We start from the raw sequence: 25,236 nt of genomic DNA on the forward strand, positions 1-25,236 counted from the left end.
CCCGTCTGTCTTCATTTTTCACTAGTATAAGTCAGAAGTAAATGGTTTACAATCTGACAGGGACATGGATTCTGTCACACTCCGGAATAAGCCATAAAACCTCCGTCGACGGGAACGGTGACCCCGGTGATAAAGCCTGAGCATGAATCATCCGAAAGCCACAGGAGCGTTCCCAGAAGGTCTTCCGGTTTCCCGAAACGTTTCATCGGTGTATGTGCCATAATCTTATTGGATCGGTCTGTCAGACTTCCATCTTCCTGTAATAACAACTCACGGTTTTGCGCAGTCAAAAAGAAACCCGGAGCGATGGCATTCACCCGCAGCCCTTTTTTTGCGAAATGAACAGCCATCCACATCGTAAAATTCTGAACCGCCGCCTTAGCCGCGCTGTAGGCGGGCACCTTTGTCATCGGTGTATACGCGCTCATAGAAGAAATATTAATAATCGCGGGACATTCCGCCTTCAAAAGGTCTTTTCCAAACACTTGCGATGCCAGAAATGCACCGGTAAAGTTGCTTGAAAATACGCTGGAAAACCCCGTTTCGTCCATATCAAAAAATGATGTGCCCTGCTCATCCTCTTCATACGTCTCACTGGCAGTGATCGCATCCGGGTGGTTTCCCCCAGCTCCGTTTATTAAAAGATTGACAGAACCGAACCGGCTGATAATCTCGTCTTTTGCCTTTTCAAGCGAATCACGGGCTGAAACATCAGCCGGTACAGAAACCGCGGTTCCTCCAGCGTCAGCAATCTCGCCCGCCGCACGCTCTGCTTTATCAGCATTCCGGCTGACGATCGCAATTTTCATCCCCTGCCGTGAAAGCTCCTTTGCCATTGCTGAACAGAGAACACCGCTCCCGCCTGTTATGACAGCGGTTCTTCCTGATAAACGTTCATGAATCGGTCTCATCTCTTCACCCCTTTCTCATGAGACGAGAACGCATCCCACAGTCCGTTCAAGTACATAATTCCTAAGGCACGATCATATAAACCATAACCCGGCCGGCATTGTTCGCCCCAGATATGACGGCCGTGATCAGGCCGTACATATCCTTTGTAGCCTTGGCCGTGCAATTCTTTTACCACACTGGTAACATCAATGGACCCATCACTGGTAAGATGCGAAGTTTCCGTAAAATCACCGTTATCGCAGATTTTCACATTTCGTATATGGGCAAACGGCGCAGCTCCCGCATAGCGTTTGGCGATCTTTACCATATCATTGGCGGGATCCGCTCCCATCGAACCCGTGCACAACGTAATACAGTTGGCGGGTGAATCTGAAATCTCTCGCAGCTTTTCATAACTTTTCTCACCGGTGATAATACGGGGCAGGCCAAAAATTGACCAGGGCGGATCATCCGGATGAATGGCCATTTGAATGCCGTGTTCCTCCGCTACAGGAAGGATTTCATGTAAAAAGAATTCTAGATTGGCCCAAAGCTGTTTTTCACCGACCGTTTGATAGGCCTCAAACAGTTCCTTGATCCGGGCCATTTTCTCCGGCTCCCACCCGGGAAGCGTCAAATCAGAAGATTTCTCAACCGTGCGGATCAGTTCCTCCGGAGGCAGACTTTCCACTTTCGCTTTTTCAAAAAACAAAGCGGTTGACCCATCCTCCAGCGCGCGGAACATATCGGTACGCGTCCAGTCAAATATCGGCATGAAATTGTAACAGATGACTTTCACGCCGAATTCGGACAGATTGCGAATGGTCTGTTTATAGTGTTCGATATATTGTCCGCGTTCTTCATGGCCGAGTTTAATGGCTTCATGAACATTCACGCTTTCCACGACCTCTGCATGAAACCCATAGGATTGAATGAATCTGACTTCCGCTTCAATGTCCTCCTTTTCCCATACTTCGCCCGCGGGCTTCTGGTGAAGAGCCCAGACGATGCCTTTGACCCCGGGAATTTGTCTGACATGTTCAAGAGTCACCGTATCATTACCTTGGCCATACCAGCGAAACGTGATATTCATGTTACACCCCCGTATATTCGTTTTTTCGGCAGACGTATTCTTTGCTGAGGGATACGGCAGCTTCATAGCCGCCCTTTTGATATGCTTTTGTCAAGTCGCTTCCCACTCCGACCGCGACCGCTCCGGCAGAAAGCCAGTCATTCATGCTGTTTAATGAGATACCCCCGGTCGGCATAATGCGGACATTCGGCAGAGGGCCGTTGACCGACTTGATAAATGAAGGGTCAAACGAATTAGCGGGGAACAGCTTTACCACATCACATCCGGCTTCGAGCGCCAAAGCCATATCAGACACGCTCATGCATCCCGGAAGATACGGTACGCTGTACTGGTTGCATAGAGATGCTATCTCTTTTACAAAATGAGAGCTGACGATAAATGAGGCGCCTGATAAAATGGCGTGTCTCGCCGTTTCTGTATCCATTACAGAACCGGCTCCAAGAAGAATATCTTGATGCCGGAGTTCCTTAAAGACATCTTCCACTTCAGGAGTTGTGTATGTAAGCTCAATGGCGCTGATACCTCCTGAAATGGCCGCTTTTGAAACTTCAAGCGCCTCTTGGCTGTTTTGTCCCCTTATGACAGCCACCACTTGTGCATGCAGAAGTTTTTCGTAAATGGCGTACTTAGGCAGCATTCTCGCTCCTCCTTTAATCAAACGTAATGATTGCTTTTCCCACCTTGCCCGGGTGCTGTTCGATCAACTGAAATGCTTGATGGACGTCATCTGCTGAAAATGTATGTGTAATAAGACCGCCATGCGTTAACAGGCCTTTATTCAGTAAGTCTGTAATGTACGGAAACTGATTCGTCTGCAATCTTGAACCGGTGATCGTGACTTCCTTTTTTGTGATCGGAAGCTGAGAAATGCCGGCAGTCCTCTCATCAAAACCTAGCACAACCACATGACCGGCCGGAGACACCGCGTCAATTGACGTTTCAAACGTTGAGGGGAGACAGACAGCATCAATGACGACATTGGCGCCTTCATTTTTTGTCCATTCGTTCACCCGCAAAACGGGATCTTCTTTTTGCGCGTTGACGGTAACGTCCGCACCGTTTTTTTCAGCGAATGCCAAGCGTTCATCATTCAAGTCGGTTATCATGACGGAAGCGCCTTTGAACTTTGCCATTTTTAATATGCAGATTCCGATTGGTCCCGCTCCTTGAATCAAAACGGTATCTTCCTTCTCGACACGGCCTCTCCAAACGGCCTGGGCGCCGATCGTATATGGTTCTGCCATGACCGCTTCCTCCCAGGGCAGATCGGGCGAAACAGCATGCAGCTGCTTTTCCGGAAGCACGATATATTCCCGCATCCCGCCATCTTCATGAACGCCGAACACCGAAAGCGCTTTGCAGACGTTCGGACGTCCTTTCCGGCAGGCATAGCATGTTCCGCAATAAGATATCGGTTCAATCACTACCCGGTCACCCGGCTTGAAACGCCGGACATGAGAACCGGTCTTTGCGACTTCCCCTGTGACTTCATGTCCGATTACTCTCGGCAGGGAAGCTAACGGATTTGTCCCATGATAAATATGCAAATCTGATCCGCAAATTCCGACACGCTTCACCTTGACAAGAACATCATCCGCGTGGACAACAGACGGTTTCTCACATTCCGTCACCATCAGATCAAATGCTTTCCGTACTTGAACCGCTTTCATTTTTTCACCCGCTTTTTAAGTTGTGCTTGCTACCGTTCAATCACAGTCTCTTTGTTTACAAATGACAGAACCTCTTCTAGGTAGGGAAGCCCTTCATTGTCACCGGAAACTGTGGTGACGAGCGCACCGACTGCATTTGCAAACTCCAGACGTTTTTCCGGTTCAAAACCATGCAGATAACTGTACAGGTAGCCGGCATTAAAGCCGTCACCCGCTCCTACCGTGTCAACAGGCGCAACCGGGAAAGCCTCTTTGTGAACCCACTTATGATCATGATACAGCGCAGAACCTGCTTCACCGTCTTTTATGACTAGCTGACTGATTGAATAGCTCTCTGCAAACCGGGCTAATGCTTCATTTTCTCCTATACCTGTCAGCTGTTTCATTTCGTCCCGGCCTGCCAGAAGAATATCAGTATGCGGAAAGATTTGATGAAATGCCGCACGCGCCTCCTCAATCGTCCACAGCTTCAGCCTGATATTCGGATCAAAAGATACGGGAATCTTTCTTGCTTTGGCGATGGAAAGCACCCTTTCAGCAATTTCAAGGTTTTTCTTATCAAGCGCGAGGAACACACCGGTAAGATGAACGATGTGAATGCCGGCAAACATATTCTCTGTTATATCTTCCGGTGCAAGAGTCAGAATTGGTGAATTGAAACGATAATAAAACGTCTTGCCTGAACCGTCATTTCTGATCTCTTTGACATTTAAAGATGTAGGAAAGCCTTCAACAAAGGAGACGTCAGTCACATCAATTCCTTCTCCTTTGGCAAACTGATAAATCACTCTGCCGAACTCATCCTTCCCCAGTCTGCTGACCCACTTTGAGTGCAGGTTCAATCTGGCGCATGCAATCGCAAAATTCAGTTCAGCTCCTCCTGCTTTTCGTTCAAAATGGGTAACAAAACGCAAAGGTCCTGTGCTTGCGGGATTTAAGGTGATCATCGCATCACCGATCGTAAAAATGCCATAATCAGAAGCCACATCAATACTCCTTTCCTTTAAGACTAAATCGGTTTGGTAAACCGGTTTAGTTAAACTTTATATGAAAGCCCTTACATACACAAGAGAAAAATACAATAAATTCAAAAAAATCTGTTTTCAGTAAAAATAACCCGGTTTTTCACATAAAAAACCCCTCACAACAAAATGTAAGGGGTTTTTTTGAAAATTGTATGCATGTTTCCTCAGTTAGCAGTCTTACGTTCAGGGCTTGTACCTTCTTCTTCCGCCCATGTTTCAATATGCTGGAGTTCCGGGGTATTCTCGGCTTTGAATACCGGATCAAGACCTTTTTTGCGCTGAGCGGCATAATCCTTATAGATCTTGTAGGCTACATTACTCAGCAGTAAGATTGCCACTAAGTTAATGAGAGCCAAGAGTCCCATAAACAAGTTTGCCATGTCCCAGACGATCTGGAAGTCAGCCAAACATCCGTATACCACCATCACTACGACGAATACGCGGTAAATATTAAGCCATGTTTTGCTTGTTTTAATAAATTCGATATTCGTTTCACCATAGTAATAGTTGCCGACGACTGAGCTGAATGCGAATAAAAACATCGCAATCGCAATAAATGTCGGCGCCCATCCGCCGAGATGGTGCTGCAGTGCGGCTTGCGTCACTTGGATGCCGTCGCCTTTAGGCGTAAAGCTGTACAATAAAATGATAAAAGCAGTCGATGTACAAACGATAAACGTATCAAAGAACACGCCGAGGGTCTGAATTAATCCCTGCTTAGCCGGATGCGACACATGTGCAGCTGCTGCCGCATTCGGCGCGCTTCCCATTCCCGCTTCGTTTGAAAACAGGCCGCGCTGCGCTCCGATAATAATGATGCTTCCTAAGCTTCCGCCGACGATCTGCTCAAAACCGAACGCATTTTTCACAATCGTAACAAGCAGCTCAGGTACCGCCGAGATATTTACAATCACGACATACAGCGCGATCAGAATATACATTCCCGCCATAACCGGAACGATTAATTGCGAGACGGAAACAACACGCTTCAGACCGCCGAATATAATGAAAGCCGTTAATACAGCTAAAATGATTGCGATAACTGTTTTATTCACATGGAACGCTTCGTCAAACGCCACAGAAATCGTATTTGACTGCACGGCGTTAAAGATAAGTCCGAAAGAAACGGTAATCAATACGGCGAATAAAATACCGAGCCAGCGGGCGCCCAGACCCTTTGCCATGTAATATGCCGGACCGCCGCGGAATTCGTCACCGGAACGCACTTTATACAGCTGCGCCAAAGTGCTTTCCACAAAGCTGGAAGCCATACCGACAATCGCTACGATCCACATCCAAAATACTGCGCCGGGACCGCCTGTTGCAATCGCCAGCGCGACGCCGGTCAAGTTTCCGGTTCCGACACGAGAAGCGGCTGAGATAAAGAATGCCTGCATTGAAGACACTCCTTTATTTCCTTGCGGCTTCTCCCCGACGATTCTGAACATTTCAAAAAAGTACTGGAATTGAATAAAGCGAAAACGGAACGTAAAGTACAATCCGATCCCGACTAAAATATAAACAAGATACTTCCAAATAAAATCATTTGGAACATTTATGATTTCACTGATGAAAGCCTCCATGTTTAACCTCCCTTTTACATATCTTTTACTGTCATTTTTGCTGCATATGTTAGATCTTTTAACACAACGGGTATTATTATATCACAACAACAGTGGTTGAGAAGTTTTTTTAAGAAAATGTTTCGGTTTCTTCATCACATCTTTTGCTGTCATGCCCCGTTTTTTATCTTACAGCCTGAAAAATGTTGTCACGTTATAAGGAATGCGTGCATATCATAACAAATAGGTCTTTAAGAAAAAAGAGATGAAAAGATGGATGGAATGGTATATACTTAACCAGGATAATAATTTTTTAAATTTAATAAATGTGTTTACTTTACATTTAAATTAGGGTATTATAATAAAAATATTCAGACTTATGAAGGGAGGAGAACATTTGAAAAAAATCTTGTTTTTAAAAGCCTCTATTTTATTTTTAGCGATTGCAAGCTTTCATTTGCTCTCCATTCCCCATGCGTTTGATACCGCTCATCATTTTAAAGCGGTAGCCGACCAGCAGGAAATGCACGAAATGAAGGCCGGCCAAAATGCTGATGATGAGAAAAAATCGCTGACGGGCTCATATATCTTGACGGCGCTTTTTGCCGCTTCTGTCTCACTGATCGTGATATCAGACAGGAGACGCCCCGCTTCCCGGAGAAGACAGCGAAAGAAAAGCTTTTTAATCGCTAAATTTTATCAGTCCTCGTATTTCGATGAGCTTCATGTTCAACATCGCCTATCTATGTAACATAAAATGAGGAGGTTGTTAAACATGTTGTTTATCTTACGAATGGTGATTTTAGGGTTGTTTTCATTCACTGCGTTGAATTTATTTGTATGGCAGGGAATCGAAGTCATTCACGCTATCACTGACTTATTCGGCAGCCATGAAAGCTAAATAGTAAAACCTCCGCTCAATGAGCGGAGGTTTTTTATTTTATTTTTACTCTTAAACATCGTATGCAGAGATACGCCAAACATCTGTTACCGGCCCTGTCTCATCTTCATCGGTAAAGAAGGAGCCGTTGCTGTATCGGTCATTCGCCCGCAAGGACTTCACGGCGATTTCGATTCTCTCGCCTTTTTCTGTTTCCGCAGCGATCATGTCGGCCAAAGCGCACGCGAATACGCCGACTGCCCGATGCGGGTTCTTTTTTAGCTCACGCAGCATGATGACACCGCGTTTCGCCCTGGATGTTTTTTCGAATTCAGATAGGTTCATCCGTTTGATCGCTCCCCGCTGTGTGACGAGGACGAGCGAATCTGTTTCATGCAGAATTTGCCCTGATACGACGGTATCACCGTCTTTTAAATTTATGCCCTTTACGCCGGCCGCACGGGCACCGACTACATTTACTTCATCTTCACCGAACCATAAACCGTACCCGAGGCGGGTGGCGATAAACAGCTGGCTGCCGCCGTCTGTGACATGAACATCAATCAGCTCATCATCCCCTTTAAGGTTAAGGGCAACAAGCGCTTTCGAGTAACGCTGCGCTTTGTAATGCGTCATTTCAGTTCTTTTCACCATGCCGTTTTTCGTCATGAACAATAAATATGAAGATGGATCAAATTCTTTTACCGGTATAGCTTTCACGATGGTTTCATCACGGTCAATCGTGATGATGTTCGTTACGTGCTGCCCCATGTCTTTCCACCTGATATCGGGAAGCTGGTGAACCGGACAATAAACATAGCTTCCCTTATTGGTAAAGAGCAGGAGAACATCCGTTGTATTCATTTCAAATTGGTGAATCAGTCTGTCAGTATCCTTCATACCGAAATCCTGGCCGTTAGAAGCGGCAAATGACCGCTGGCTTGTTCGTTTTACATAGCCGTCTTTTGTGACTGTCACATATACGTCCTCAGAGGCAACCATGACTTCAAGATTGATTTTAATTTCCTCAATCTTTTCTTCAATGACAGACCGTCTGCTGTCAGCATAGGTCTTTTTCAATTTTTTCAGGCTGCTTGTAATGACTTTTAACAGCTTTTTATCATGACTTAAAATGGCTTCGAGCTCCTGAATTTTCTCGCTGAGCTCTTCCGCTTCCTCTTTTAGCGCCGTAATATCCGTGTTTGTCAGACGATACAGCTGCAAGGATACGATCGCTTCGGCCTGCGGCTCCGTAAATGTGAATTTAGAAATTAAGTTTTGTTTCGCATCTTTCTTGTCGCTGCTTGCCCGGATGACCGCTATGACCTCATCTAACACAGACAGTGCCTTCATCAGTCCTTCAACGATGTGATGCCGCTCTTTTGCTTTTTGTAATTCAAAGACGGAGCGGTTTGTCACCACTTCCTTCTGATGGGAAATATACGCATCCAGGATGGCCGTAAGACTCATCAGCATCGGCCGGCGGTTATGTATGGCGACCATATTAAAGTTATATGTTGTCTGCAGATCAGTGTTTTTATATAAGAAATTCAGGATGCCTTTTGCATCGGCTTCTTTCTTTAACTCAACGACCACCCGAAGCCCCGTGCGGTCAGTTTCATCCCTGACTTCAGAAATACCTTCGACTTTTTTGTCTATGCGGTATTCGTCCATTTTCTTAACGAGATTGGCTTTGTTTACTTCAAACGGAATTTCTGTAATGACGATCTGCTCCCGTCCGCCTCTTACGGATTCCACTTCAGCCTTGCCGCGGATAATAATTTTGCCTTTACCGGTTTCATAAGCCTTCCGAATGCCGTCGACTCCTTGAATAATGCCTCCTGTCGGAAAGTCAGGCCCTTTAATCACCTGCATCAAGTCATCGACGGTGCAATCCGGAGATTCAATCCGTTTAATGACGGCATCAATGACCTCACCCAGATGATGAGGGGGAATATCAGTCGCATAGCCCGCTGAAATCCCGGTTGATCCGTTAACAAGCAAGTTAGGGAACATGGCGGGCAAAACAACCGGCTCTTTACTGGTGTCATCAAAGTTCGGAACGAATTCAACCGTATTTTTATCAATATCACGCAAAAGCTCTGACGCGATAGAAGATAATCTCGCTTCCGTATAACGCATGGCAGCCGGCGGATCACCGTCAATGCTTCCGTTGTTGCCGTGCATCTCAATCAGCACATTCCGCACTTTCCAATCCTGGCTCATCCGCACCATCGCTTCATAAACGGAGCTGTCACCGTGCGGATGATAATTACCGATAACGTTTCCGACCGTTTTCGCCGCTTTACGGAAATTTTTATCGAATGTATTTCCGTCTGCGTGCATGGCGTATAAAATTCTCCGCTGCACCGGCTTTAAACCGTCACGAGCGTCGGGCAGCGCCCTGTCTTGAATAATGTATTTACTGTAGCGTCCGAAACGGTCGCCGATTACTTCTTCTAACGGTAAATCATGAAATAATTCTGGCTGTGCCACTATTAAACCTCCTCAGCGACCGACAAGTTTTCATTTTCCAAAATATTGCTTTCCTCATCTAATCCGAAGGCAACATTCTTTTCAATCCATTTTCTTCTCGGTTCTACTTTGTCTCCCATTAATGTCGTTACACGGCGCTCTACCCGTGCCGCATCGTCGATCTTGACTCTGACGAGAGTTCGCGATTCGGGATTCATCGTCGTTTCCCAGAGCTGGTCTGCGTTCATTTCTCCCAGACCTTTATAGCGCTGGATGGTATATCCTTTGCCGACTTTCTTTAAAACGCCGTCCATTTCTTCGTCGGACCAAGCATATTCAATAATCTCTTTCTTGCCGCTTCCTTTGCTCACTTTGTAAAGAGGCGGAAGGGCGATGAAAACTTTTCCGTGCTCGATTAAAGGTTTCATATAGCGGTAGAAAAACGTTAACAGCAAGACTTGAATGTGCGCGCCGTCGGTATCCGCGTCCGTCATGATGATGATCTTGTCATAGTTGATGTCCTCTATATCAAAATCTGCGCCGACACCGCCGCCGATCGCATGAATAATCGTATTGATTTCTTCATTTTTGAAGATGTCTGCAAGCTTTGCTTTCTCTGTATTGATGACCTTTCCGCGAAGGGGCAGCACGGCTTGGAATTTCCGGTCTCTTCCCTGTTTTGCAGAACCTCCCGCAGAGTCTCCCTCCACCAGATACAATTCATTCTTCGCCGGATTTCTGGAACCGGCCGGTGTGAGTTTTCCGCTCAGCGTCGCTTCTGATTTTTTGCGCTTTTTGCCGCTTCTCGCTTCTTCTCTCGCTTTACGGGCCGCTTCACGGGCCTGGCTTGCTTTAATCGCTTTTTTGACAAGCAGGGTTGCCGTATCGCGGTTTTCTTCCAAGAAATAAGCAAGATTCTCAGAAATGACGGCATCCGCGGCGGATCTCGCCTCACTTGTGCCGAGCTTCCCTTTCGTCTGGCCTTCAAATTGCAGCAGTTCCTCCGGGATACGCACGGAAATGATTGCGGACAAACCTTCCCTGATATCGGCGCCTTCAAGGTTCTTGTCTTTCTCTTTTAAAAGGGCGACCTTTCGCGCATACTCGTTAAACGCTCTTGTCATTGCCGTTTTGGCTCCTGATTCGTGGGTGCCGCCGTCCTTTGTTCTGACGTTATTAACGAATGACAGCATATTTTCTGAATACCCGTCATTAAACTGAAACGCGAAATCGACTTCAATGTCATGATGCTCGCCTTCAAAGGACACCACTTCGCATAAAGCGTCTTTTTCCTCGTTTAAATAAGCGACAAATGCTTCAATTCCGTTCTCATAATAAAATACTTCTTTTACGCCGTTCCGTTCATCAATTAATTCTATTTTCAAACCTTTTAACAAGAAAGCCGATTCGCGCAGACGTTCTGACAGCGTGTCAAAATTATAAACCGTTGCGCTGAACATTGACGGATCAGGTTTAAAATGGGTAAGCGTTCCCGTTTTTTTGGTCGTTCCGATTTTTTCAAGTGAAGTCACGGGCTTGCCGCCGTTTTCAAACCGCTGTTTATAAACATATCCGTCACGCTCAATAGTAACTGTCAGCCACTCCGATAATGCGTTTACGACAGATGCGCCGACACCATGCAGACCGCCGCTTGTTTTATAGCCGCCCTGTCCGAATTTCCCCCCGGCATGCAGCACGGTGAAAATAACTTCCGGCGTCGGCTTTCCGAGCTTATGCATCCCGGTCGGCATTCCGCGTCCTCTGTCCTGTACAGAGATGCTGTTGTCCTTATGTATCGTTACGATAATATGATCTCCGTAGCCGGCAAGAACTTCATCGACGGAATTGTCGACGATCTCATATACCAGATGGTGCAGGCCGCGTGCGTCCGTCGAACCGATGTACATTCCCGGTCGTTTTCTGACGGCTTCCAGGCCTTCAAGCACCTGTATGGCATCTTCGTTGTAATCAAATTGCTGTTTTCTAGCCAAACGTACAAACCCCTTTCAAAAAACCTGCTCTTAATCATTCTCTTTTTTAAATGTTTTCATGTCTTTGTTTTTCAGTATGCGCAAGCTTCGGTCCAATTCTCCTCGGACTCACAATTATAACCAATATGCTTGATTTCGCAACATATTTAAGCGAATGGCTCGTTTTTTTAGGCCGCAAGACATACATTCGAACGGCTTTTCATCTTTTTGGTGCCCTTTTCGGCAGATAAGAACATGAGTTCGCTTTCTATTATATAGCTTTATGCCGGCCATCGCAAACAGACTGCAAACCCCTGTATAAAGGGGTTTCTAAAAAAGCTGTTCATGCTTTATTGTATCTGTTTCATCATCATACGCAAAGAGTATTCTTTCAATAAAAAAGCAAAAACCCCTGATTTGCCAAGGATTTTTGCCTTTTTTGTTCCTATTTTATAACAGCGCGGGCGACTTTTATACATAAATCCATAACAGCCGTCCGTCCTTTGTCTGTAATCATGCGATACGCTTCTTCATTTGCAAGGCCCTGCTGCGCCCAAAAAACGGGAGCGTCCGTCTGTAAAAATTCTTCAGCAACGCCGGGAAGCTGCTCAGAGCGTCTGAACACATTCACGATATCAATCGGCCCCTCCACGTCTTTTAACGAAGCAACGGCTTTAACGCCAAGCGCCTCATCAATCGTTGGGTTGACGGGAATAATTTCATATCCTTCATCCTGCATCGCTTTGGAAACCATGTAAGAAGTCCGGTCGGGACGGTCTGACAGCCCGACGACTGCGATCCGTTTGCTCCGGTCCAGAATTTCTTTAATCTCTGATTTTGAAGGATTTTGCATCTTTACCATCTCCTTTTGATATATTGTACATGACCGCTTCGCCGGAATCAAAAAAAGCGCTTTGTCAGCTTAATTCTCAAAAAACTTGTCATCAGACGGTAACAACTCGTGTTAAAATAGAGTGAAGGGACATTGAAAAGGAGAAATGTAGATGTTGATTGCTTTATTGATTATTTTGGCCTATGTAATAGGCAGCATCCCGTCAGGTTTAGTCGTAGGCAAACTTGCGAAAGGGATCGATATTAGAGAACACGGAAGCGGCAATTTGGGCGCTACAAATGCTTTTCGCACGCTTGGCGTTAAAGCGGGATCTGTCGTCGTCGCAGCCGATATTTTAAAAGGCACCCTGGCCGCAGCGCTCCCATATTTACTGCACGTCCCCATTCATCCTCTTCTCGCAGGGGTGGCAGCAGTGATCGGCCATGTATTCCCGGTGTTCGCAAAGTTTAAAGGAGGCAAAGCCGTAGCCACATCAGGGGGCGTCCTGCTGTTTTATGCTCCGCTGTTATTCGTTACGATGGTTGCAGTATTTTTCGTATTTTTATTCCTTACGAAATTTGTTTCTCTGTCTTCAATGTTAACAGGGATTTATACGATTATTTACTGTCTGTTTGTAAAAGACCCTTATTTATTAATCGTAGTGACGCTCTTGACCGCGTTTGTTATCTACAGACACAGGGCAAACATCAAACGGATTATAAACAAAACAGAACCGAAGATCAAATGGTTTTGATGAAACTTCAATTTTGACATCAAAATGCCATATGCGTTTATAATAGAGATAATTTCTTTATATGAGAAACAAAAAGGGAGTGTTCCGGATGAACATGAAAGTAACGAAAGGCGCGCTGGATTGGTACAAAGAAGAGCTCGATCTGGAAACAGGCGACCATGTCCGTTTCTTTGTCCGTTACGGGGGATGCAGCAACGTTCAGAAAGGCTTTTCTCTCGGCATTTTAAAAGACCGGCCGATGAACATCGGCACCAGCACGGAAGTTGAAGGCATTACCTTTTTTATTGAAGAAAGCGACTTATGGTACTTTGATAATCACGATTTGTCAGTCACATATTCAGATCAGGCAGAAGAGCCGGTATTTGATTACGTGTAAAAAAAAGAACGCAGCGGATGCGTTCTTTTTTTACAGCCTGAACCTTTTGAGATGATCAGTCAGACGTTCTTTTTCTAATATGCTTCTTTGCGTATCACCGAGCAGGTCAAAGTGGGGAAATTCATTTTTATGGTGAATCCACTCCGGCTTCAGCCCGTACTCCGCTCCCCATCTGATCAGTTTATTGAGATCGCTTGAACCGGCCTTCGTCACGGTCTTAGCCTCCGGAAAGCGGTCGTCCAGCCAGTAATGCGTTAAAAAAGCGATTTTACCTTCCGATACATCCCGCTTCCATCTTTCCAGTTCCTTACGCGTAATTCCAAATGCCATAACTGCAGCCGCTCCTTATTTTTTTGCCTTTTCGTAAGCGGCATGCCAATCAGGAAAAGCCTTGCGAAACTGAATCGGTTTGAAGCTCTCTTTATCAACGCATATATGAGAGGATGTCGCTTTGATGGCAAGTTCTTGATCCGGATTATAGATGTGGTAGCCGTAAACGGTTTTAAATCCGTTATATTCTTCAATCCAAGTATGTACGACAGCCGTTTCTCCGTAGCGGAGCGGCTTTTTATAAGAAATGCTGATATCCAATACAGGGGACAGCACTCCTCTATCTTCCATATCTTTGTAAAGGAATCCGAGTTCCTTAATCAGCGCCGTTCTGCCGACCTCCATCCAGACTAAGTAATTGGCATGATAGACGATGCCCATTTGATCTGTTTCCGCATAACGCACTTCTATTTCTTTTTTTGACACACGCAACGTTCTCTGCTCCCTTTTTATCAGATTAGCCCCATTTTATCACAACGAGCCGGAAAGAGAAAAAAACCAGGTTTCCCTGGTTTTTATTATGATTGATAGCCGTTTTCTCTTGCAGCCGATTCATCCTGAATTTCACTGCGGAACGATTCAATGCTTTCATTGCGTCTGGCATTCTTCTCTTGAATGCGCTGTTTTTCCTCATCTGTCGCAAATTCCATTGATTCTTTCGCTTCTTCTATATTTTCAATTGTATTCTGCACCATATCCTGCAGCTTTTCAACGTTATCGGAACGGTCATCCGGATTCGGTTTTTGATCATTGTTTGTCATAATGTCTGCTCTCCTTTGATGATGTTATTCGCCTTTCGTCTGCATGACAATCGGATGTCCGTTTGACTTGTCATGAAACTTTTCCCCTTTATTGCGTTTATATTTAACGGGTTTTGTCCCTAAGTGGCTCGGAGCGTATTGCGGCTGGCCGTCTTTCTTGTTTATGCCCATGTTCATCCCTCCTTAAGAGTATATTTTGCAAAAGGAGGTGTAAACATGACTGCAAATTAAAGGTTATTTTTGTTTGAACCGCTGCTCCAGCTTTTCTTCAAGCTGATTCAAATATTCCGTATTGGTCATCAGCTCACGTTTATTTTCCATAACCAATTCATGAAAAGAACGTTTTCGCATTTTTTTCAATCTTCTCACCTCCGTGTTTTCATTCATTTTTTCCAATTTTTCAAAACCTAAGCCCTTTACAATAAAAAAACTGAACCTCTATTTGAGATCCAGTTTTTCTTTCATTTCTTTTTTTGTCACCGTGCCTACGCGAATGTGCTGAATGGTTCCTTTTTCGTCTAATATGTATGTTGTCGGATAAGAAAGCACGTTGAAATCCCCGTTAATTCCGCTTTTGTCAATCAGAATAGGAAAGGTCAGCTGATAATGATCAGCAAATGATTTCACAGCCTGTATATTTTTTTCAGAGGATGTAAAATTAACGGCTGCTACCGCAATATCAGGATATTCTTTCTGCAGCTCCTGCATATCGGGCATTTCCATTCTGCACGGCTTGCACCACGTCGCCCAGAAATTGAGGAGCACTTTTTTTCCTTTATAATCAGAAAGGGAGATACTTTTTCCTGACAATGTATCAAGTGTAAAGTCAGGGGCTTTCATCCCTTCTTCTGTCCCTTCTTTCGGACTTTTTTGCACAGAATAAATATTCCAGCCCGCATACACTAACAACCCGATAAGTAACATTCCGCCCAGCCATTTCGCAAGCATCTTAAGGCCTCCCGCATAAAAAGAGAGAAAGCAGACTGCTTTCTCTCCTTTGTTCATTCTGCTACTGTTTCATTTTATCGCGAAGCACCATTTGTAAAATGCCGCCGTGGCGATAGTAATCAATTTCCACTTCACTGTCAAAACGGACAACGACTTCAAACGTTTTTACCGTACCGTCTTCACTGATTGCTCTGACAGTCAGCAAGTCGCGCGGACGTACAGATTCATCAACATCCACCTCAATGACTTCCTTACCGGTTAAGCCGAGTGTATCCGCGTTTTCACCCTGTTTGAACTGGAGCGGCAGCACACCCATGAAGACGAGGTTGCTTCTGTGAATTCTTTCAAAGCTTTCGGCAATGACTGTTCTGATGCCGAGCAGGTTTGTTCCTTTTGCAGCCCAGTCACGTGAAGAGCCCATTCCGTAATCTTTTCCGGCCAGAACGACAAGACCCGTTTTATCTTCTTTATACCGCATGCAGGCATCATAAATAGATGTCACTTCCCCGGTAGGCCAATGTGTTGTGTATCCGCCTTCTGTACCCGGTGCGATTTGGTTTTTAATGCGGATATTGGCGAATGTTCCTCTCATCATGACTTCATGGTTTCCGCGGCGTGAGCCGTAAGAGTTAAAGTCACGAGGAGAAACGCCTTTTTCCTGCAGGTATTTGCCCGCCGGTGTGTCTTTTCCGATCGCTCCGGCCGGAGAAATGTGGTCAGTCGTCACGGAATCTCCGAATTTGCCGACAACGCGAAGTCCTCTTAAAGGCTCAACTTTTCCCGGCTCTACAGACATTTCCTCAAAGAACGGCGGGTTTTGAATGTAAGTGGAATCCTGGTCCCACTTATACAGCGCTTCATCCGTCGTTTCGATTTCGTTCCAGCGCTGGTTGTCATCAAATACCGTTTCATACTCTTTGCGGAATAATTCCGGCGTAACAGTCTGTTTGACGAGAGAATTGATTTCATCCATGGACGGCCAGATGTCATCGAAATAAACATTTTGTCCGTCATTTCCGACACCGATCGGATCCGTTTTCAGGTTGATGTTTACAGTTCCTGCCAACGCGTATGCGACAACAAGCGGCGGTGACGCAAGGTAGTTTCCTTTGACAAGCGGATGGATCCGGCCTTCAAAGTTTCTGTTACCCGACAGGACAGAAGTGATCAGGAGATCATTTTTAGCAACCGCTTCTTCAATCTCTGGAGAAAGCGGGCCGGAGTTCCCGATACATGTCGTACAGCCATACCCTACAAGGTTAAAGCCGAGCTCCTTCATGTAAGGAAGCAGGCCTGAGTTGACTAAGTATCCAGTAACAACCTTAGACCCCGGTGCAAGTGAAGTTTTCACATAATTCGGCACTTTCAATCCTAATTCTACCGCTTTTTTGGCTACCAATCCGGCACCGATTAATACATAAGGGTTTGATGTATTCGTACAGCTTGTAATAGCGGCGATTGCAATCGCCCCTGTTTTCATAACCGCTTCTTCGCCGCTGTTAAGTTTAAAAGAAATTTCTTTGTTCTCTTCAGCAGCATCCGCTCCGAATCCTTGGTTTCCGGCCGGGCTGACAAGATGTTTTTTAAACGTTTCCTGCATAACGGAAAGCGGGATTAAATCCTGCGGACGTTTCGGGCCTGAAAGGTTCGCTTCGATTTTTGACAGATCAATTTCCACAACGTCTGTAAAAATCGGCTCTTCCGCGTCAGGCGTATAGAATAAACCGTTGCTGCGGCAGTATGCTTCCACAATATCGATCTGCTCTTCTTCACGGCCGGTCAGACGCAGGTAAGAAAGTGCTTCCTCGTCAACCGGGAAGAATCCGCAAGTCGCTCCGTATTCCGGCGCCATATTGGCAATAGTCGCCCGATCCGCAAGCGGAAGCTCAGCAACACCAGGACCGAAGAATTCAACAAATTTATTGACTACGCCTTTTTCACGCAGCACTTGAGTGACTTTCAGCGCCAAGTCAGTCGCCGTCGTTCCGTTAGGCAATTTTCCGACAAGTTTCGCGCCGATGACCTCAGGAACAGGGAAATATGAAGGCTGGCCGAGCATTCCCGCTTCCGCCTCAATCCCGCCGACACCCCAGCCGAGGACGCCGATTCCGTTAATCATTGTTGTATGGGAATCTGTTCCCACCAAAGTATCAGGATATGTCACAAGTTCTCCGTCTTCCTCTTTCGTATGGACAACACTTGCCAAAAACTCAAGGTTTACCTGGTGAACGATACCTGTTGCAGGCGGAACGGCCTGATAATTGTTAAACGCTTTCTTTGCCCAGCTTAAAAATTTATAACGTTCTGCATTTCTTTCGAATTCTAAGTCCATATTAATGGCTAACGCATCTTCCGTACCGGCTTTGTCAACTTGTACGGAGTGGTCAATGACCAGGTCAACCGGAATTTCAGGATTGATTTTATCAGGGTCTCCGCCGACAGAGGCCATGGCTTTTCTTAAAGATGCCAGGTCAACTACGGCCGGAACGCCGGTAAAGTCCTGTAGAATAACCCGTGACGGTTTAAACGGCACATCGATATCTTTTAATTCAGCAGTACCCCATCTTGCTAAATTTTCAACATGTTCTTTTGTAATGACGCGTCCGTCTACCTGACGCAAAACGGATTCCAAAAGAACCTTAATAGAATAAGGAAGTTTTGAAACATTGCCGACCCCTGCGTCTTCCAATGCTTTTAATGAATAGTAGTTGTATGTTTTCCCATTTGAAGAAAATGTTTTTCTTGCTTGGAAAACGTCTTGTGTTGCGACTTTTTGCTGATTTGTCATTCTCCAAAATCCCCCTTCAATGATCAAGATCGTTCTTTAGATGAATGTTCACATTCCATCACAATTTTCTCACAATTTCATCTTAGTATAAAATCATACATAAGTAAATATCAATGTTTTTATTAAATACAATAAGATCGTCTTATCAGCATGATTTTCGGTAAATTTTGTCCGATTTTCCGCCTCATACAACGGGCTGTAAAGAGCCATATTAATGTTGAGGTGATGATCATGGTAAAACGGAAAGCCAATCATGTAATTAACGGCATGAATGATGCGAAAAGCCAAGGCAAAGGCGCGGGTTATATAGAAAATGACCAGCTCGTCCTGACGGAAGAAGAACGGCAGAACAATAAAAAAAGAAAAACAAACCAATAGCCGGAACACCTTAAAAAGGAGGCTTTAACATGACAAATAAAAATACAAGTAAAGATATGCATAAAAATGCTCCGAAGGGCCATAACCCCGGCCAGCCGGAACCGCTGAGCGGAAGCAAAAAAGTGAAAAACCGCAACCATACAAGACAAAAACATAATACAAGCCACGATATGTAAAACAGACCCCGGTGTCTGTTTTTTTGTGCCATTCACCCATTTAAAGCTTCTGCATACGTTATAGCAAGGCTTTTTAATATGGAGGAATGCTTCCATGAATCACTCAAAAAACGCTGAAGAATTTGATGATACGGAAGAATGGCTGCGGCAGTTTTACGAGGACCCGTATGCTTGGTATGACGAGACGCTGCCGATCGATCTATATGAAACAAGCCGTCAATATATCATTGAAGCCGACCTGACGGCGCTGAAGCAGGTGCAGGCGATCACCGTCACTCTTTCGGGAAATGAGTTTATGCTCTCTGTTAAAACGCTTGAACGGACATTAAACAAACAAATGGTGCTTCCTTTTTATCTGAATGACAAACATATTTTCACTGATTTCACCAACCATATTCTGACCGTCTCCATGAACAAGGAGCCAAATGAGACTCCTGCCTCTTTTTCCTTTCAATTTCCTCTATAACATAAAAAAGCCGCTTTCATCCCTCAATTGAAGCGGCTTTTTTGTCCGGTCATATCAGTCATATACCCTAAAAGTGAATCTCCCATGGCCAAATAGCAGAATCACTATACGATAGAATATGTTCTAGCAACCGGAATGACTGGACATCTATCATTTTTTCTATTCTTTTTTTCATGTGTTCTTCTATTCTGTCTTCGTTTACAATATGGTTAAAGTAAGGAGGAGATAGAACAATGCTAGAAGGCTGGTTTATGTGGTTTATTTTATTTTGGGTCATCGTGATGATCGGATTGCTGTCTATCGGCGGGTTTTTTATGTTTCGAAAATTTTTAAAACGCTTACCGAAAGAAGACGGCTGGTCAGAACTGGATTGGCAGGACTATTATATTGAAAAAAGCAGGCACTTATGGAATGCGGGTGACAAGGCGTTTTTGGATGAATTGGTCGCTCCCGTGCCGGAGCTCTTTCGGGATGTAGCCAAAGCGAAAATCGCCGGAAAAATCGGTGAACTTTCCTTAGCGGAGGAAGCTGAACAAATAAACCGTGATTTAATCATCAGGGGTTACATACTCGCCACTCCTAAGCGTGATCATCAATTTTTAAAAAAGCATCTTCGCGAAAAACAGATTGATCTTACTCCTTATCAAGCCCTGCTCAAATAAAAAACCTTTCCGTCCGCCGGAAAGGTTTTAATTCATCTGAATATCAGCGGTCTTCAGTTCATTAGAAAGTTTGCGGTAAGACATAAACATCGCGATGCGCCACGGGACAATCATTCCGAAAGCCAGAATCCAAAACATTCCGCTTAAAGCTCCGTAATCAATCGTCGTGCTCAAAATGGATTTCATAGCGATTCTGATAACCAGCAAACCAATCAGGATAAACACAAACGCTTTTGACCGTTTTAAATAGATTTCATTATTTTTAATCTCAAATTTAGATGTTTTAATCAGAAAAATAGAGAAGATCACGCCCAGCGTAATGGCCTCCAAAAATTCTTCGCCTGTCACTCTGAAAATCGGAAAAAGGAACATAAGCGCTCCCGTACTCATGAAAATCGGCGGGAGAATTATTTTTTTAGGTGAAGCGGGCTTGTCGGAGGCTTTAATCCTGACGATCATCACGGAAATTGCCATGGCCGCTGCAATAACGGATGAAATTATAATCATCATCTTTATCATTCCTTTGCTTGCACGGAGTTTGATACTATATACTATACTCCAAAAACATAAAAAAAACCAATTTGAAAAGAGAACACGTTTACGTTCCCGTTACCCGGCCTACGGCCTCCAGCACTTTAGATGCTTCAAACGGTTTAACGATAAAGTCTTTAGCGCCTAATTCAATCGCTTCCAGAACGATCCGCTGCTGCCGCATGGCGGTGCACATGATGATCCGGGCTTTCGGGTCAAAAGCTAAAATATTCTGCAGCGCCTGTATACCGGTTTTGACCGGCATGGTAATATCCATTGTCACCAGGTCGGGACGGATTTTTTGATATACTGCCAGGGCTTCCTCGCCGTCAGCCGCTTCCCCGGCCACTGTGTAATTTGCCGATTCCAGAATCTCTCTGATTTTCACCCTCATGAACTTGGCGTCATCTACAACTAAAACTCGTGTCATATTCCCCTCCACATATTTAACATTAACTAGTCTTATTGTACCAAAAACAAAAGGGTATATAATAGTTCAAAAGTTATTAATCTGTTACAGACCCGTAAATCCTCCGAAAAGATTTGACAGAACGATCAGAATGTAGCTCATCCAGTTAAAAAACAGCATAACTCCGATCAGAATCATAAGAATGCCGCCGATTTTCATGATAAGCAGCTGATGCTTGCGAATCCAATTCATTCTGGTAATAAAAAATGAAAGAACAAGAAAAGGAATCGCAAAACCGAGAACATATAAAAACATATACGGCACTGCTGAAGAAGGATTTGTATTTGCCAGCGAAAACACGGCTCCTAAAATAGGCCCGCTGCACGGCGACCAGCCGGCTGCAAACGCAAGACCGATCAGAACCGAACCGATAAACCCCTCCGGACGGCGCTTAAAGTGAATGCGCCGCTCTTTCATCATGAATTTCGGCTGAAACACGCCAGCAGTAATCAGCCCGAAAAGGATCAGCATGATAGCGCCAAACTGGCGGATCGCTTCATGATATTGGGTAAAAAAACTGCCGATAAACGAAGTTCCATATCCCAATGCGATAAAAATCACGGAGAAACCAAGCAAAAAACAAAGTGTATGCACGAGGCCACGCTTTTGCAGCATCACCTTTTCTGTTTTCACCTCGTCCATACTGACACCAGTTATGTAAGATAAAAAGGCGGGGTACAGCGGCAGACAGCATGGAGAAATGAAAGACAGAAATCCGGCCCCAAACGTCAGAAAGTAATTAAAACTCACGATGACACACTCCCTTCGAGTTATGACAAAATCATTTCATTTTTTTAACACTTTCCCGAGAAGGATTACTTTTTATAGAAAAAGCTTATATAATTTAATTTGACATCGAGATATTATACTCCTTCTTATTTGAAAAACAGTATAAATGTGGATATAATAATAGCGACTCAGGTGAAAGATTTATGTATGAAAGGATATATCCCTGTGATTAGAGAGCATCTATTAAATGAAATTGAAAAAAAACGGGCAGAGCTGCTTAAAATCGTCATGACAAACGGAATGACATCAAACATTACGATAGAACTCAGCCAGGAGCTTGACCACCTTCTCATACAATACCAAAAAGAACTGCACACCGGCAGTTGGGGTGAAACATGACGCCAAAATAAAAAACCCTCTCCGGGTTTTTTATTTTTATAACCATGTATCTCTATATCATAATCTGTACGTATTATTTCGCTTGATTATTCATGGCTTTCATCATTTGATTAATTTTCTTTTGAGAAGGTTTCATTCCCATTTGCATCATCATCATGCGTAACATTTGTTCATTAATAGGCGGATTCTTTTTCAAATAGCTCATCATATATTTACGAGCAATAAAAAACCCGAGTGCAACACCTATGAGCAATGCGACAACGCCCACTAGGATGCCAACCCATAAAGTCATTTTATTTCCTCCTTCATGTTGTCTAGTTTAAAGTGTACTAAACCAAAGGCTATTATACAACATTTACATCTCTTTTTCCTCGTTTTTAGACAAAATTTCTTTCTCTGACCGGATTTAACCACCCGTAGCGCCGTGTCTTGAAATCCATTGCAAGAAAACAGGGGCTGATTTTACGCAGAATCTCAAAGAAAATCGTTTCCGCCTCATAATCTCCCGAAGCCGCAATCTCAATTAAACTGTCTTTCATCATGAAGGTGGCGCGGCCCTTTTCTCCGGGCAGTGTAAGCCGGTAAATGGAATCCAAACGGCTGTAACTCATTCGGTTTAAATGCAGCTGGAGATGCTGATGCATATGTATCACCGGAATCGGTTCCGTTATATATTGAACTTGCTTTTCTGTCATTTGATATTCCTGGGGTGTCAGATCTGTCCAATGATAGTCTCGAAACAACTCAAACATAGCCGTTTCCCGCCCGAAGTAGTGGTTCGCAAACTCATCCTTTATCAGGTGCGTATAGTAATGACGTTCCATTTCCTCATCCCCTTTTACAGCGCTTCGTTATTGCTTTCTATTATACAAAAGGAGAAAAGAAAGAATTGTCTATTACTGTTATGCCGCCCCTTCTATTTTTGTCGCATAAACAGGAAAAAGAGGATGATTTGACTCATCCTCTTTTGTCTCGTTATTTGTTTAGAAGTTTTTTCACGCGGTCAACTACGTTTTCTGCAGTAAACCCGTATTCCTTCATAATTGTTTCTCCCGGAGCTGAAGCACCGAAACGGTCAATTGCGAGAACGTCTCCTTCAAGACCGGTAAATTTGCCCCATCCGAAGCTTGAACCCATTTCGATCGCAAGACGTTTCGTCACATTCGGAGGAAGCACGCTGTTTTTGTACTCAGCCGATTGTTTTTCAAAGCGGTCCCAGCTCGGCATGCTGACTACAGATACGTGAATGTTTTCTTCAGCCAGTTTCGCTTGAGCTTCGATCGCAAGTCCGACTTCAGAGCCTGTTGCTAAAAGAAGGGCGTCCGGTGAATCGGTTTTTGCTTTGGAAACGGTATAAGCCCCTTTTTCCACGCCCGCATACGCTTCTTCAGCCTGCTGATCAATCGTCGGCAGGTTTTGGCGTGTCAATACAAGAGCTGTCGGATGATCTTGGCTTTGAACGGCAACCTTCCATGCAGCTGCGGTTTCATTTCCGTCAGCAGGTCTGATCACAGAAAGGTTAGGAAGTGCGCGTAAAGAAGCAAGCTGCTCAATCGGTTCGTGAGTCGGCCCGTCTTCTCCTACGGCAATACTGTCATGCGTGAATACATAAGTGACAGGGAGTCCCATCAATGATGCCAGACGAATGGCAGGTCTTAAATAATCAGAGAATACAAAGAATGTGCCGCCGAATACGCGGAGGCCGCCGTGAAGCGCCATTCCGTTTAATGCAGCGCCCATCGCAAATTCACGGACACCGAACCAGAAGTTTTTCCCGGCGTAGTCTTTGGCCGTGAAGTCTCCTCCATTTTTGATTGTCGTTTTATTTGAACCCGCAAGGTCAGCAGATCCCCCGACAAAGAAAGGAATTTTCTTGGCGATCCCGTTCAGCACCTCACCTGAAGATGCGCGGGAAGCAAGGCTGCTGCCTTTTTCATAAACGGGAACTTCCTGATCCCAGTCTTTAGGAAGCTCGCCTTTCATGCCGAGTGACAGCTGTTCAGCAAGCTCAGGATATTTTTCTTTATAAGCCGCGAACAGTTCATTCCATTCCTGTTCTTTTTTCGAGCCGGCTTCTTTTACAGCTTGATTGAAATGCCCGTATACTTCTTCCGGAACATAAAAATCTTCTTCAAACGTCCAAGCATACGCTTCTTTTGTCAGCTTGCTCTCTTCTAGTCCTAACGGAGCGCCGTGGACGCCGGATGTGCCCGCGCGGTTTGGAGAACCGAAACCGATCGTGGTTTTCACTTCAATCAAAGTCGGTTTTTTATCATTCTGGCGCGCTTTTTCAATGGCAGCCGTCAATTCAGCGATGTTGTTTCCGTCCTCAACATAAAGAACTTCCCAGTTCATTGCTTCAAAACGCTGCTTTACATTTTCAGAGAAAGAGCGGTCTAAATCGCCGTCTAAGGAAATGTCATTAGAATCGTATAATACGATCAGGCGGCCTAATTCAAGATGGCCTGCAAGAGAAGCGGCTTCGGAAGAAATGCCTTCCATTAAATCGCCGTCTCCGCAAATACTGTATGTATAATGATCAACTACGTTGAATGAATCACGGTTATATGTCTCAGCCAGATGGCGTTCTGCAATTGCCATTCCCACTGCCATTGCAATCCCCTGTCCAAGCGGCCCGGTCGTTGCGTCTACTCCGGCTGTATGCCCGAACTCCGGATGTCCCGGTGTTTTGCTTCCCCATTGACGGAACTGTTTCAAGTCTTCAATGCTGAGGTCATATCCGCTTAAATGCAACATGCTGTATAAAAGCATTGAACCGTGGCCTGCTGATAAAACAAAGCGGTCGCGGTTAAACCAGCCCGGATTCTGCGGATTTACATTCATAAATTTCGTCCACAGCGTGTATGCCATCGGAGCGGCTCCCATCGGCATGCCCGGATGTCCGGAATTCGCTTTTTCAATTGCGTCTATAGATAGTGTACGAATGGTGGCAACTGATTTCTTTTCAATTGTATCCATTATAATCCCCTTCCTTATTGTTGTACCTTTTCATCATAAAGCGATGCTGACTTTTTCTCAACTCTTTCAGCTTAAATTTGAGATAAACTTGT

The 25,236-nt window shown here is 44.8% G+C and carries 31 protein-coding genes; 9 read left to right on the plus strand and 22 right to left on the minus strand.

The features are described 5' to 3' along the window. Positions 1 to 74: 74 nt before the first annotated feature. From MJQ52_RS02040 to MJQ52_RS02065, 6 genes are all read right to left on the minus strand, one after another. Positions 75 to 911, minus strand: a complete 837-nt coding sequence (locus tag MJQ52_RS02040; RefSeq protein WP_076851244.1) for an SDR family oxidoreductase — start codon at positions 909 to 911, stop codon at positions 75 to 77. Continuing rightward, entirely contained in the window at positions 908 to 1,984 is a 1,077-nt protein-coding gene (uxuA, locus tag MJQ52_RS02045) for a mannonate dehydratase (RefSeq protein ID WP_071391771.1), read from the minus strand. Before uxuA ends, MJQ52_RS02040 begins: the two co-directional genes overlap by 4 nt. Position 1,985: 1 nt before the next feature. Further along, positions 1,986 to 2,621, minus strand: coding sequence for a bifunctional 2-keto-4-hydroxyglutarate aldolase/2-keto-3-deoxy-6-phosphogluconate aldolase (locus tag MJQ52_RS02050; RefSeq protein ID WP_012117658.1), 636 nt, complete (start codon positions 2,619 to 2,621; stop codon positions 1,986 to 1,988). A gap of 13 nt (positions 2,622 to 2,634) precedes the next feature. Next, the gene (locus tag MJQ52_RS02055; protein ID WP_165409095.1) at positions 2,635 to 3,654 is read right to left on the minus strand and encodes a zinc-binding alcohol dehydrogenase family protein; all 1,020 of its coding nucleotides are present in this window, start codon (positions 3,652 to 3,654) and stop codon (positions 2,635 to 2,637) included. Between the two features lie 29 nt (positions 3,655 to 3,683). After that, positions 3,684 to 4,640 carry a sugar kinase gene (locus MJQ52_RS02060; RefSeq protein ID WP_101563058.1) on the minus strand — a complete coding sequence of 319 codons (957 nt, stop codon included), beginning with the start codon at positions 4,638 to 4,640 and terminating at the stop codon, positions 3,684 to 3,686. 203 nt (positions 4,641 to 4,843) lie between these two features. Next, positions 4,844 to 6,262 (minus strand): alanine/glycine:cation symporter family protein, encoded by a 1,419-nt coding sequence (locus MJQ52_RS02065; protein ID WP_071391774.1) that lies wholly within the window; start codon positions 6,260 to 6,262, stop codon positions 4,844 to 4,846. Between the two features lie 376 nt (positions 6,263 to 6,638). On the opposite strand from MJQ52_RS02065, the gene MJQ52_RS02070 reads away from it, so the two are divergent. Beyond that, the gene (locus MJQ52_RS02070) at positions 6,639 to 6,992 is read left to right on the plus strand and encodes a hypothetical protein (RefSeq protein ID WP_003153956.1); all 354 of its coding nucleotides are present in this window, start codon (positions 6,639 to 6,641) and stop codon (positions 6,990 to 6,992) included. A 24-nt stretch (positions 6,993 to 7,016) separates the two neighbouring features. Continuing rightward, positions 7,017 to 7,142 carry a hypothetical protein gene (locus tag MJQ52_RS02075; RefSeq protein ID WP_003153957.1) on the plus strand — a complete coding sequence of 42 codons (126 nt, stop codon included), beginning with the start codon at positions 7,017 to 7,019 and terminating at the stop codon, positions 7,140 to 7,142. 51 nt (positions 7,143 to 7,193) lie between these two features. On the opposite strand, the gene parC is transcribed toward MJQ52_RS02075, so the two are convergent. The 3 genes from parC to MJQ52_RS02090 form a co-directional block, all read right to left on the minus strand. Continuing rightward, positions 7,194 to 9,617, minus strand: a complete 2,424-nt coding sequence (gene parC, locus MJQ52_RS02080; protein ID WP_191073314.1) for a DNA topoisomerase IV subunit A — start codon at positions 9,615 to 9,617, stop codon at positions 7,194 to 7,196. 2 nt (positions 9,618 to 9,619) lie between these two features. Further along, positions 9,620 to 11,587, minus strand: coding sequence for a DNA topoisomerase IV subunit B (gene parE, locus MJQ52_RS02085; RefSeq protein ID WP_025851072.1), 1,968 nt, complete (start codon positions 11,585 to 11,587; stop codon positions 9,620 to 9,622). Between the two features lie 424 nt (positions 11,588 to 12,011). Beyond that, on the minus strand, positions 12,012 to 12,419 hold the full coding sequence (locus tag MJQ52_RS02090) for a CoA-binding protein (protein WP_007410316.1): 408 nt from the start codon (positions 12,417 to 12,419) through the stop codon (positions 12,012 to 12,014). Between the two features lie 151 nt (positions 12,420 to 12,570). On the opposite strand from MJQ52_RS02090, the gene plsY reads away from it, so the two are divergent. Both plsY and MJQ52_RS02100 read left to right on the plus strand, forming a co-directional pair. Further along, complete coding sequence (gene plsY, locus MJQ52_RS02095; RefSeq protein ID WP_065180807.1) at positions 12,571 to 13,152, plus strand: glycerol-3-phosphate 1-O-acyltransferase PlsY; 582 nt, start codon at positions 12,571 to 12,573, stop codon at positions 13,150 to 13,152. 88 nt (positions 13,153 to 13,240) lie between these two features. Further along, positions 13,241 to 13,528: a HesB/YadR/YfhF family protein gene (locus tag MJQ52_RS02100; protein ID WP_007410318.1), complete on the plus strand. Its 288-nt coding sequence runs from the start codon at positions 13,241 to 13,243 to the stop codon at positions 13,526 to 13,528. A 30-nt stretch (positions 13,529 to 13,558) separates the two neighbouring features. Here MJQ52_RS02100 and MJQ52_RS02105 read toward each other — a convergent pair whose 3' ends face one another. The 7 genes from MJQ52_RS02105 to acnA all read right to left on the minus strand — a co-directional run bounded on the left by MJQ52_RS02105 (position 13,559) and on the right by acnA (position 18,355). Continuing rightward, on the minus strand, positions 13,559 to 13,858 hold the full coding sequence (locus MJQ52_RS02105; protein ID WP_007611759.1) for a hypothetical protein: 300 nt from the start codon (positions 13,856 to 13,858) through the stop codon (positions 13,559 to 13,561). Positions 13,859 to 13,873: 15 nt separating this feature from the next. Beyond that, complete coding sequence (locus MJQ52_RS02110) at positions 13,874 to 14,290, minus strand: YbgC/FadM family acyl-CoA thioesterase (RefSeq protein WP_077722385.1); 417 nt, start codon at positions 14,288 to 14,290, stop codon at positions 13,874 to 13,876. Between the two features lie 86 nt (positions 14,291 to 14,376). Beyond that, positions 14,377 to 14,619, minus strand: coding sequence for a small acid-soluble spore protein Tlp (gene tlp, locus MJQ52_RS02115; protein WP_003153975.1), 243 nt, complete (start codon positions 14,617 to 14,619; stop codon positions 14,377 to 14,379). A 24-nt stretch (positions 14,620 to 14,643) separates the two neighbouring features. Beyond that, a complete protein-coding gene (locus tag MJQ52_RS02120; RefSeq protein ID WP_003153977.1) occupies positions 14,644 to 14,790 on the minus strand; it encodes an acid-soluble spore protein N in 147 nt (48 codons plus the stop codon). Positions 14,791 to 14,853: 63 nt separating this feature from the next. Then, the gene (locus tag MJQ52_RS02125) at positions 14,854 to 14,979 is read right to left on the minus strand and encodes an FbpB family small basic protein (protein WP_012117651.1); all 126 of its coding nucleotides are present in this window, start codon (positions 14,977 to 14,979) and stop codon (positions 14,854 to 14,856) included. 78 nt (positions 14,980 to 15,057) lie between these two features. After that, a complete protein-coding gene (locus MJQ52_RS02130; RefSeq protein ID WP_094246897.1) occupies positions 15,058 to 15,567 on the minus strand; it encodes a TlpA family protein disulfide reductase in 510 nt (169 codons plus the stop codon). Between the two features lie 61 nt (positions 15,568 to 15,628). Beyond that, the gene (acnA, locus tag MJQ52_RS02135) at positions 15,629 to 18,355 is read right to left on the minus strand and encodes an aconitate hydratase AcnA (RefSeq protein WP_094246898.1); all 2,727 of its coding nucleotides are present in this window, start codon (positions 18,353 to 18,355) and stop codon (positions 15,629 to 15,631) included. Positions 18,356 to 18,586: 231 nt separating this feature from the next. Between acnA and sspO the strand changes: the two genes are divergently transcribed. The 4 genes from sspO to MJQ52_RS02155 all read left to right on the plus strand — a co-directional run bounded on the left by sspO (position 18,587) and on the right by MJQ52_RS02155 (position 20,037). Further along, positions 18,587 to 18,733 (plus strand): acid-soluble spore protein SspO, encoded by a 147-nt coding sequence (gene sspO / locus MJQ52_RS02140; RefSeq protein ID WP_003153982.1) that lies wholly within the window; start codon positions 18,587 to 18,589, stop codon positions 18,731 to 18,733. A gap of 29 nt (positions 18,734 to 18,762) precedes the next feature. Further along, the gene (locus tag MJQ52_RS02145) at positions 18,763 to 18,909 is read left to right on the plus strand and encodes a small acid-soluble spore protein P (protein ID WP_003153984.1); all 147 of its coding nucleotides are present in this window, start codon (positions 18,763 to 18,765) and stop codon (positions 18,907 to 18,909) included. 94 nt (positions 18,910 to 19,003) lie between these two features. Beyond that, the gene (locus tag MJQ52_RS02150) at positions 19,004 to 19,375 is read left to right on the plus strand and encodes an Hsp20/alpha crystallin family protein (protein ID WP_003153985.1); all 372 of its coding nucleotides are present in this window, start codon (positions 19,004 to 19,006) and stop codon (positions 19,373 to 19,375) included. Between the two features lie 233 nt (positions 19,376 to 19,608). After that, complete coding sequence (locus MJQ52_RS02155) at positions 19,609 to 20,037, plus strand: DUF2621 domain-containing protein (protein WP_070081881.1); 429 nt, start codon at positions 19,609 to 19,611, stop codon at positions 20,035 to 20,037. A gap of 27 nt (positions 20,038 to 20,064) precedes the next feature. On the opposite strand, the gene MJQ52_RS02160 is transcribed toward MJQ52_RS02155, so the two are convergent. The 3 genes from MJQ52_RS02160 to MJQ52_RS02170 form a co-directional block, all read right to left on the minus strand. Beyond that, the gene (locus MJQ52_RS02160) at positions 20,065 to 20,556 is read right to left on the minus strand and encodes a CcdC family protein (RefSeq protein ID WP_088005392.1); all 492 of its coding nucleotides are present in this window, start codon (positions 20,554 to 20,556) and stop codon (positions 20,065 to 20,067) included. 79 nt (positions 20,557 to 20,635) lie between these two features. Continuing rightward, entirely contained in the window at positions 20,636 to 20,998 is a 363-nt protein-coding gene (locus MJQ52_RS02165) for a response regulator (protein WP_094246899.1), read from the minus strand. An 84-nt stretch (positions 20,999 to 21,082) separates the two neighbouring features. Then, entirely contained in the window at positions 21,083 to 21,790 is a 708-nt protein-coding gene (locus tag MJQ52_RS02170) for a cytochrome c biogenesis protein CcdA (protein WP_088056486.1), read from the minus strand. Positions 21,791 to 21,991: 201 nt separating this feature from the next. On the opposite strand from MJQ52_RS02170, the gene MJQ52_RS02175 reads away from it, so the two are divergent. Next, positions 21,992 to 22,165, plus strand: a complete 174-nt coding sequence (locus MJQ52_RS02175; protein WP_012117647.1) for an aspartyl-phosphate phosphatase Spo0E family protein — start codon at positions 21,992 to 21,994, stop codon at positions 22,163 to 22,165. A 73-nt stretch (positions 22,166 to 22,238) separates the two neighbouring features. Here the strand turns inward: MJQ52_RS02175 and MJQ52_RS02180 are convergent, their stop codons facing one another. The 3 genes from MJQ52_RS02180 to tkt form a co-directional block, all read right to left on the minus strand. Further along, complete coding sequence (locus tag MJQ52_RS02180; protein ID WP_003153994.1) at positions 22,239 to 22,457, minus strand: YneF family protein; 219 nt, start codon at positions 22,455 to 22,457, stop codon at positions 22,239 to 22,241. A gap of 85 nt (positions 22,458 to 22,542) precedes the next feature. Continuing rightward, a complete protein-coding gene (sirA, locus tag MJQ52_RS02185; RefSeq protein WP_069013573.1) occupies positions 22,543 to 22,989 on the minus strand; it encodes a sporulation inhibitor of replication protein SirA in 447 nt (148 codons plus the stop codon). A 151-nt stretch (positions 22,990 to 23,140) separates the two neighbouring features. Then, positions 23,141 to 25,144 (minus strand): transketolase, encoded by a 2,004-nt coding sequence (gene tkt / locus MJQ52_RS02190; protein ID WP_003153996.1) that lies wholly within the window; start codon positions 25,142 to 25,144, stop codon positions 23,141 to 23,143. Positions 25,145 to 25,236: the final 92 nt, after the last annotated feature.

Origin of the sequence: Bacillus sp. jun7, from assembly GCF_051034795.1 — a bacterium.
GTDB lineage: Bacteria > Bacillota > Bacilli > Bacillales > Bacillaceae > Bacillus > Bacillus velezensis.

What these genes read in the sequence shown, in the direction of transcription:
- MJQ52_RS02145 (WP_003153984.1), top strand. Translation starts at nt 18,763, where the DNA reads ATGACAAATAAAAATACAAGTAAAGATATGCATAAAAATGCTCCGAAG.
- MJQ52_RS02150 (WP_003153985.1), top strand. Translation starts at nt 19,004, where the DNA reads ATGAATCACTCAAAAAACGCTGAAGAATTTGATGATACGGAAGAATGG.
- MJQ52_RS02040 (WP_076851244.1), bottom strand. Translation starts at nt 911, where the DNA reads ATGAGACCGATTCATGAACGTTTATCAGGAAGAACCGCTGTCATAACA.
- sirA (WP_069013573.1), bottom strand. Translation starts at nt 22,989, where the DNA reads ATGGAACGTCATTACTATACGCACCTGATAAAGGATGAGTTTGCGAAC.
- MJQ52_RS02055 (WP_165409095.1), bottom strand. Translation starts at nt 3,654, where the DNA reads ATGAAAGCGGTTCAAGTACGGAAAGCATTTGATCTGATGGTGACGGAA.
- MJQ52_RS02155 (WP_070081881.1), top strand. Translation starts at nt 19,609, where the DNA reads ATGCTAGAAGGCTGGTTTATGTGGTTTATTTTATTTTGGGTCATCGTG.
- MJQ52_RS02075 (WP_003153957.1), top strand. Translation starts at nt 7,017, where the DNA reads ATGTTGTTTATCTTACGAATGGTGATTTTAGGGTTGTTTTCATTCACT.
- sspO (WP_003153982.1), top strand. Translation starts at nt 18,587, where the DNA reads ATGGTAAAACGGAAAGCCAATCATGTAATTAACGGCATGAATGATGCG.
- plsY (WP_065180807.1), top strand. Translation starts at nt 12,571, where the DNA reads ATGTTGATTGCTTTATTGATTATTTTGGCCTATGTAATAGGCAGCATC.
- MJQ52_RS02165 (WP_094246899.1), bottom strand. Translation starts at nt 20,998, where the DNA reads ATGACACGAGTTTTAGTTGTAGATGACGCCAAGTTCATGAGGGTGAAA.
- MJQ52_RS02090 (WP_007410316.1), bottom strand. Translation starts at nt 12,419, where the DNA reads ATGCAAAATCCTTCAAAATCAGAGATTAAAGAAATTCTGGACCGGAGC.
- tlp (WP_003153975.1), bottom strand. Translation starts at nt 14,619, where the DNA reads ATGACAAACAATGATCAAAAACCGAATCCGGATGACCGTTCCGATAAC.
- MJQ52_RS02065 (WP_071391774.1), bottom strand. Translation starts at nt 6,262, where the DNA reads ATGGAGGCTTTCATCAGTGAAATCATAAATGTTCCAAATGATTTTATT.
- MJQ52_RS02130 (WP_094246897.1), bottom strand. Translation starts at nt 15,567, where the DNA reads ATGCTTGCGAAATGGCTGGGCGGAATGTTACTTATCGGGTTGTTAGTG.
- MJQ52_RS02120 (WP_003153977.1), bottom strand. Translation starts at nt 14,790, where the DNA reads ATGGGCATAAACAAGAAAGACGGCCAGCCGCAATACGCTCCGAGCCAC.
- tkt (WP_003153996.1), bottom strand. Translation starts at nt 25,144, where the DNA reads ATGGATACAATTGAAAAGAAATCAGTTGCCACCATTCGTACACTATCT.
- MJQ52_RS02180 (WP_003153994.1), bottom strand. Translation starts at nt 22,457, where the DNA reads ATGACTTTATGGGTTGGCATCCTAGTGGGCGTTGTCGCATTGCTCATA.
- MJQ52_RS02100 (WP_007410318.1), top strand. Translation starts at nt 13,241, where the DNA reads ATGAACATGAAAGTAACGAAAGGCGCGCTGGATTGGTACAAAGAAGAG.
- acnA (WP_094246898.1), bottom strand. Translation starts at nt 18,355, where the DNA reads ATGACAAATCAGCAAAAAGTCGCAACACAAGACGTTTTCCAAGCAAGA.
- uxuA (WP_071391771.1), bottom strand. Translation starts at nt 1,984, where the DNA reads ATGAATATCACGTTTCGCTGGTATGGCCAAGGTAATGATACGGTGACT.
- MJQ52_RS02050 (WP_012117658.1), bottom strand. Translation starts at nt 2,621, where the DNA reads ATGCTGCCTAAGTACGCCATTTACGAAAAACTTCTGCATGCACAAGTG.
- MJQ52_RS02160 (WP_088005392.1), bottom strand. Translation starts at nt 20,556, where the DNA reads ATGATAAAGATGATGATTATAATTTCATCCGTTATTGCAGCGGCCATG.
- MJQ52_RS02105 (WP_007611759.1), bottom strand. Translation starts at nt 13,858, where the DNA reads ATGGCATTTGGAATTACGCGTAAGGAACTGGAAAGATGGAAGCGGGAT.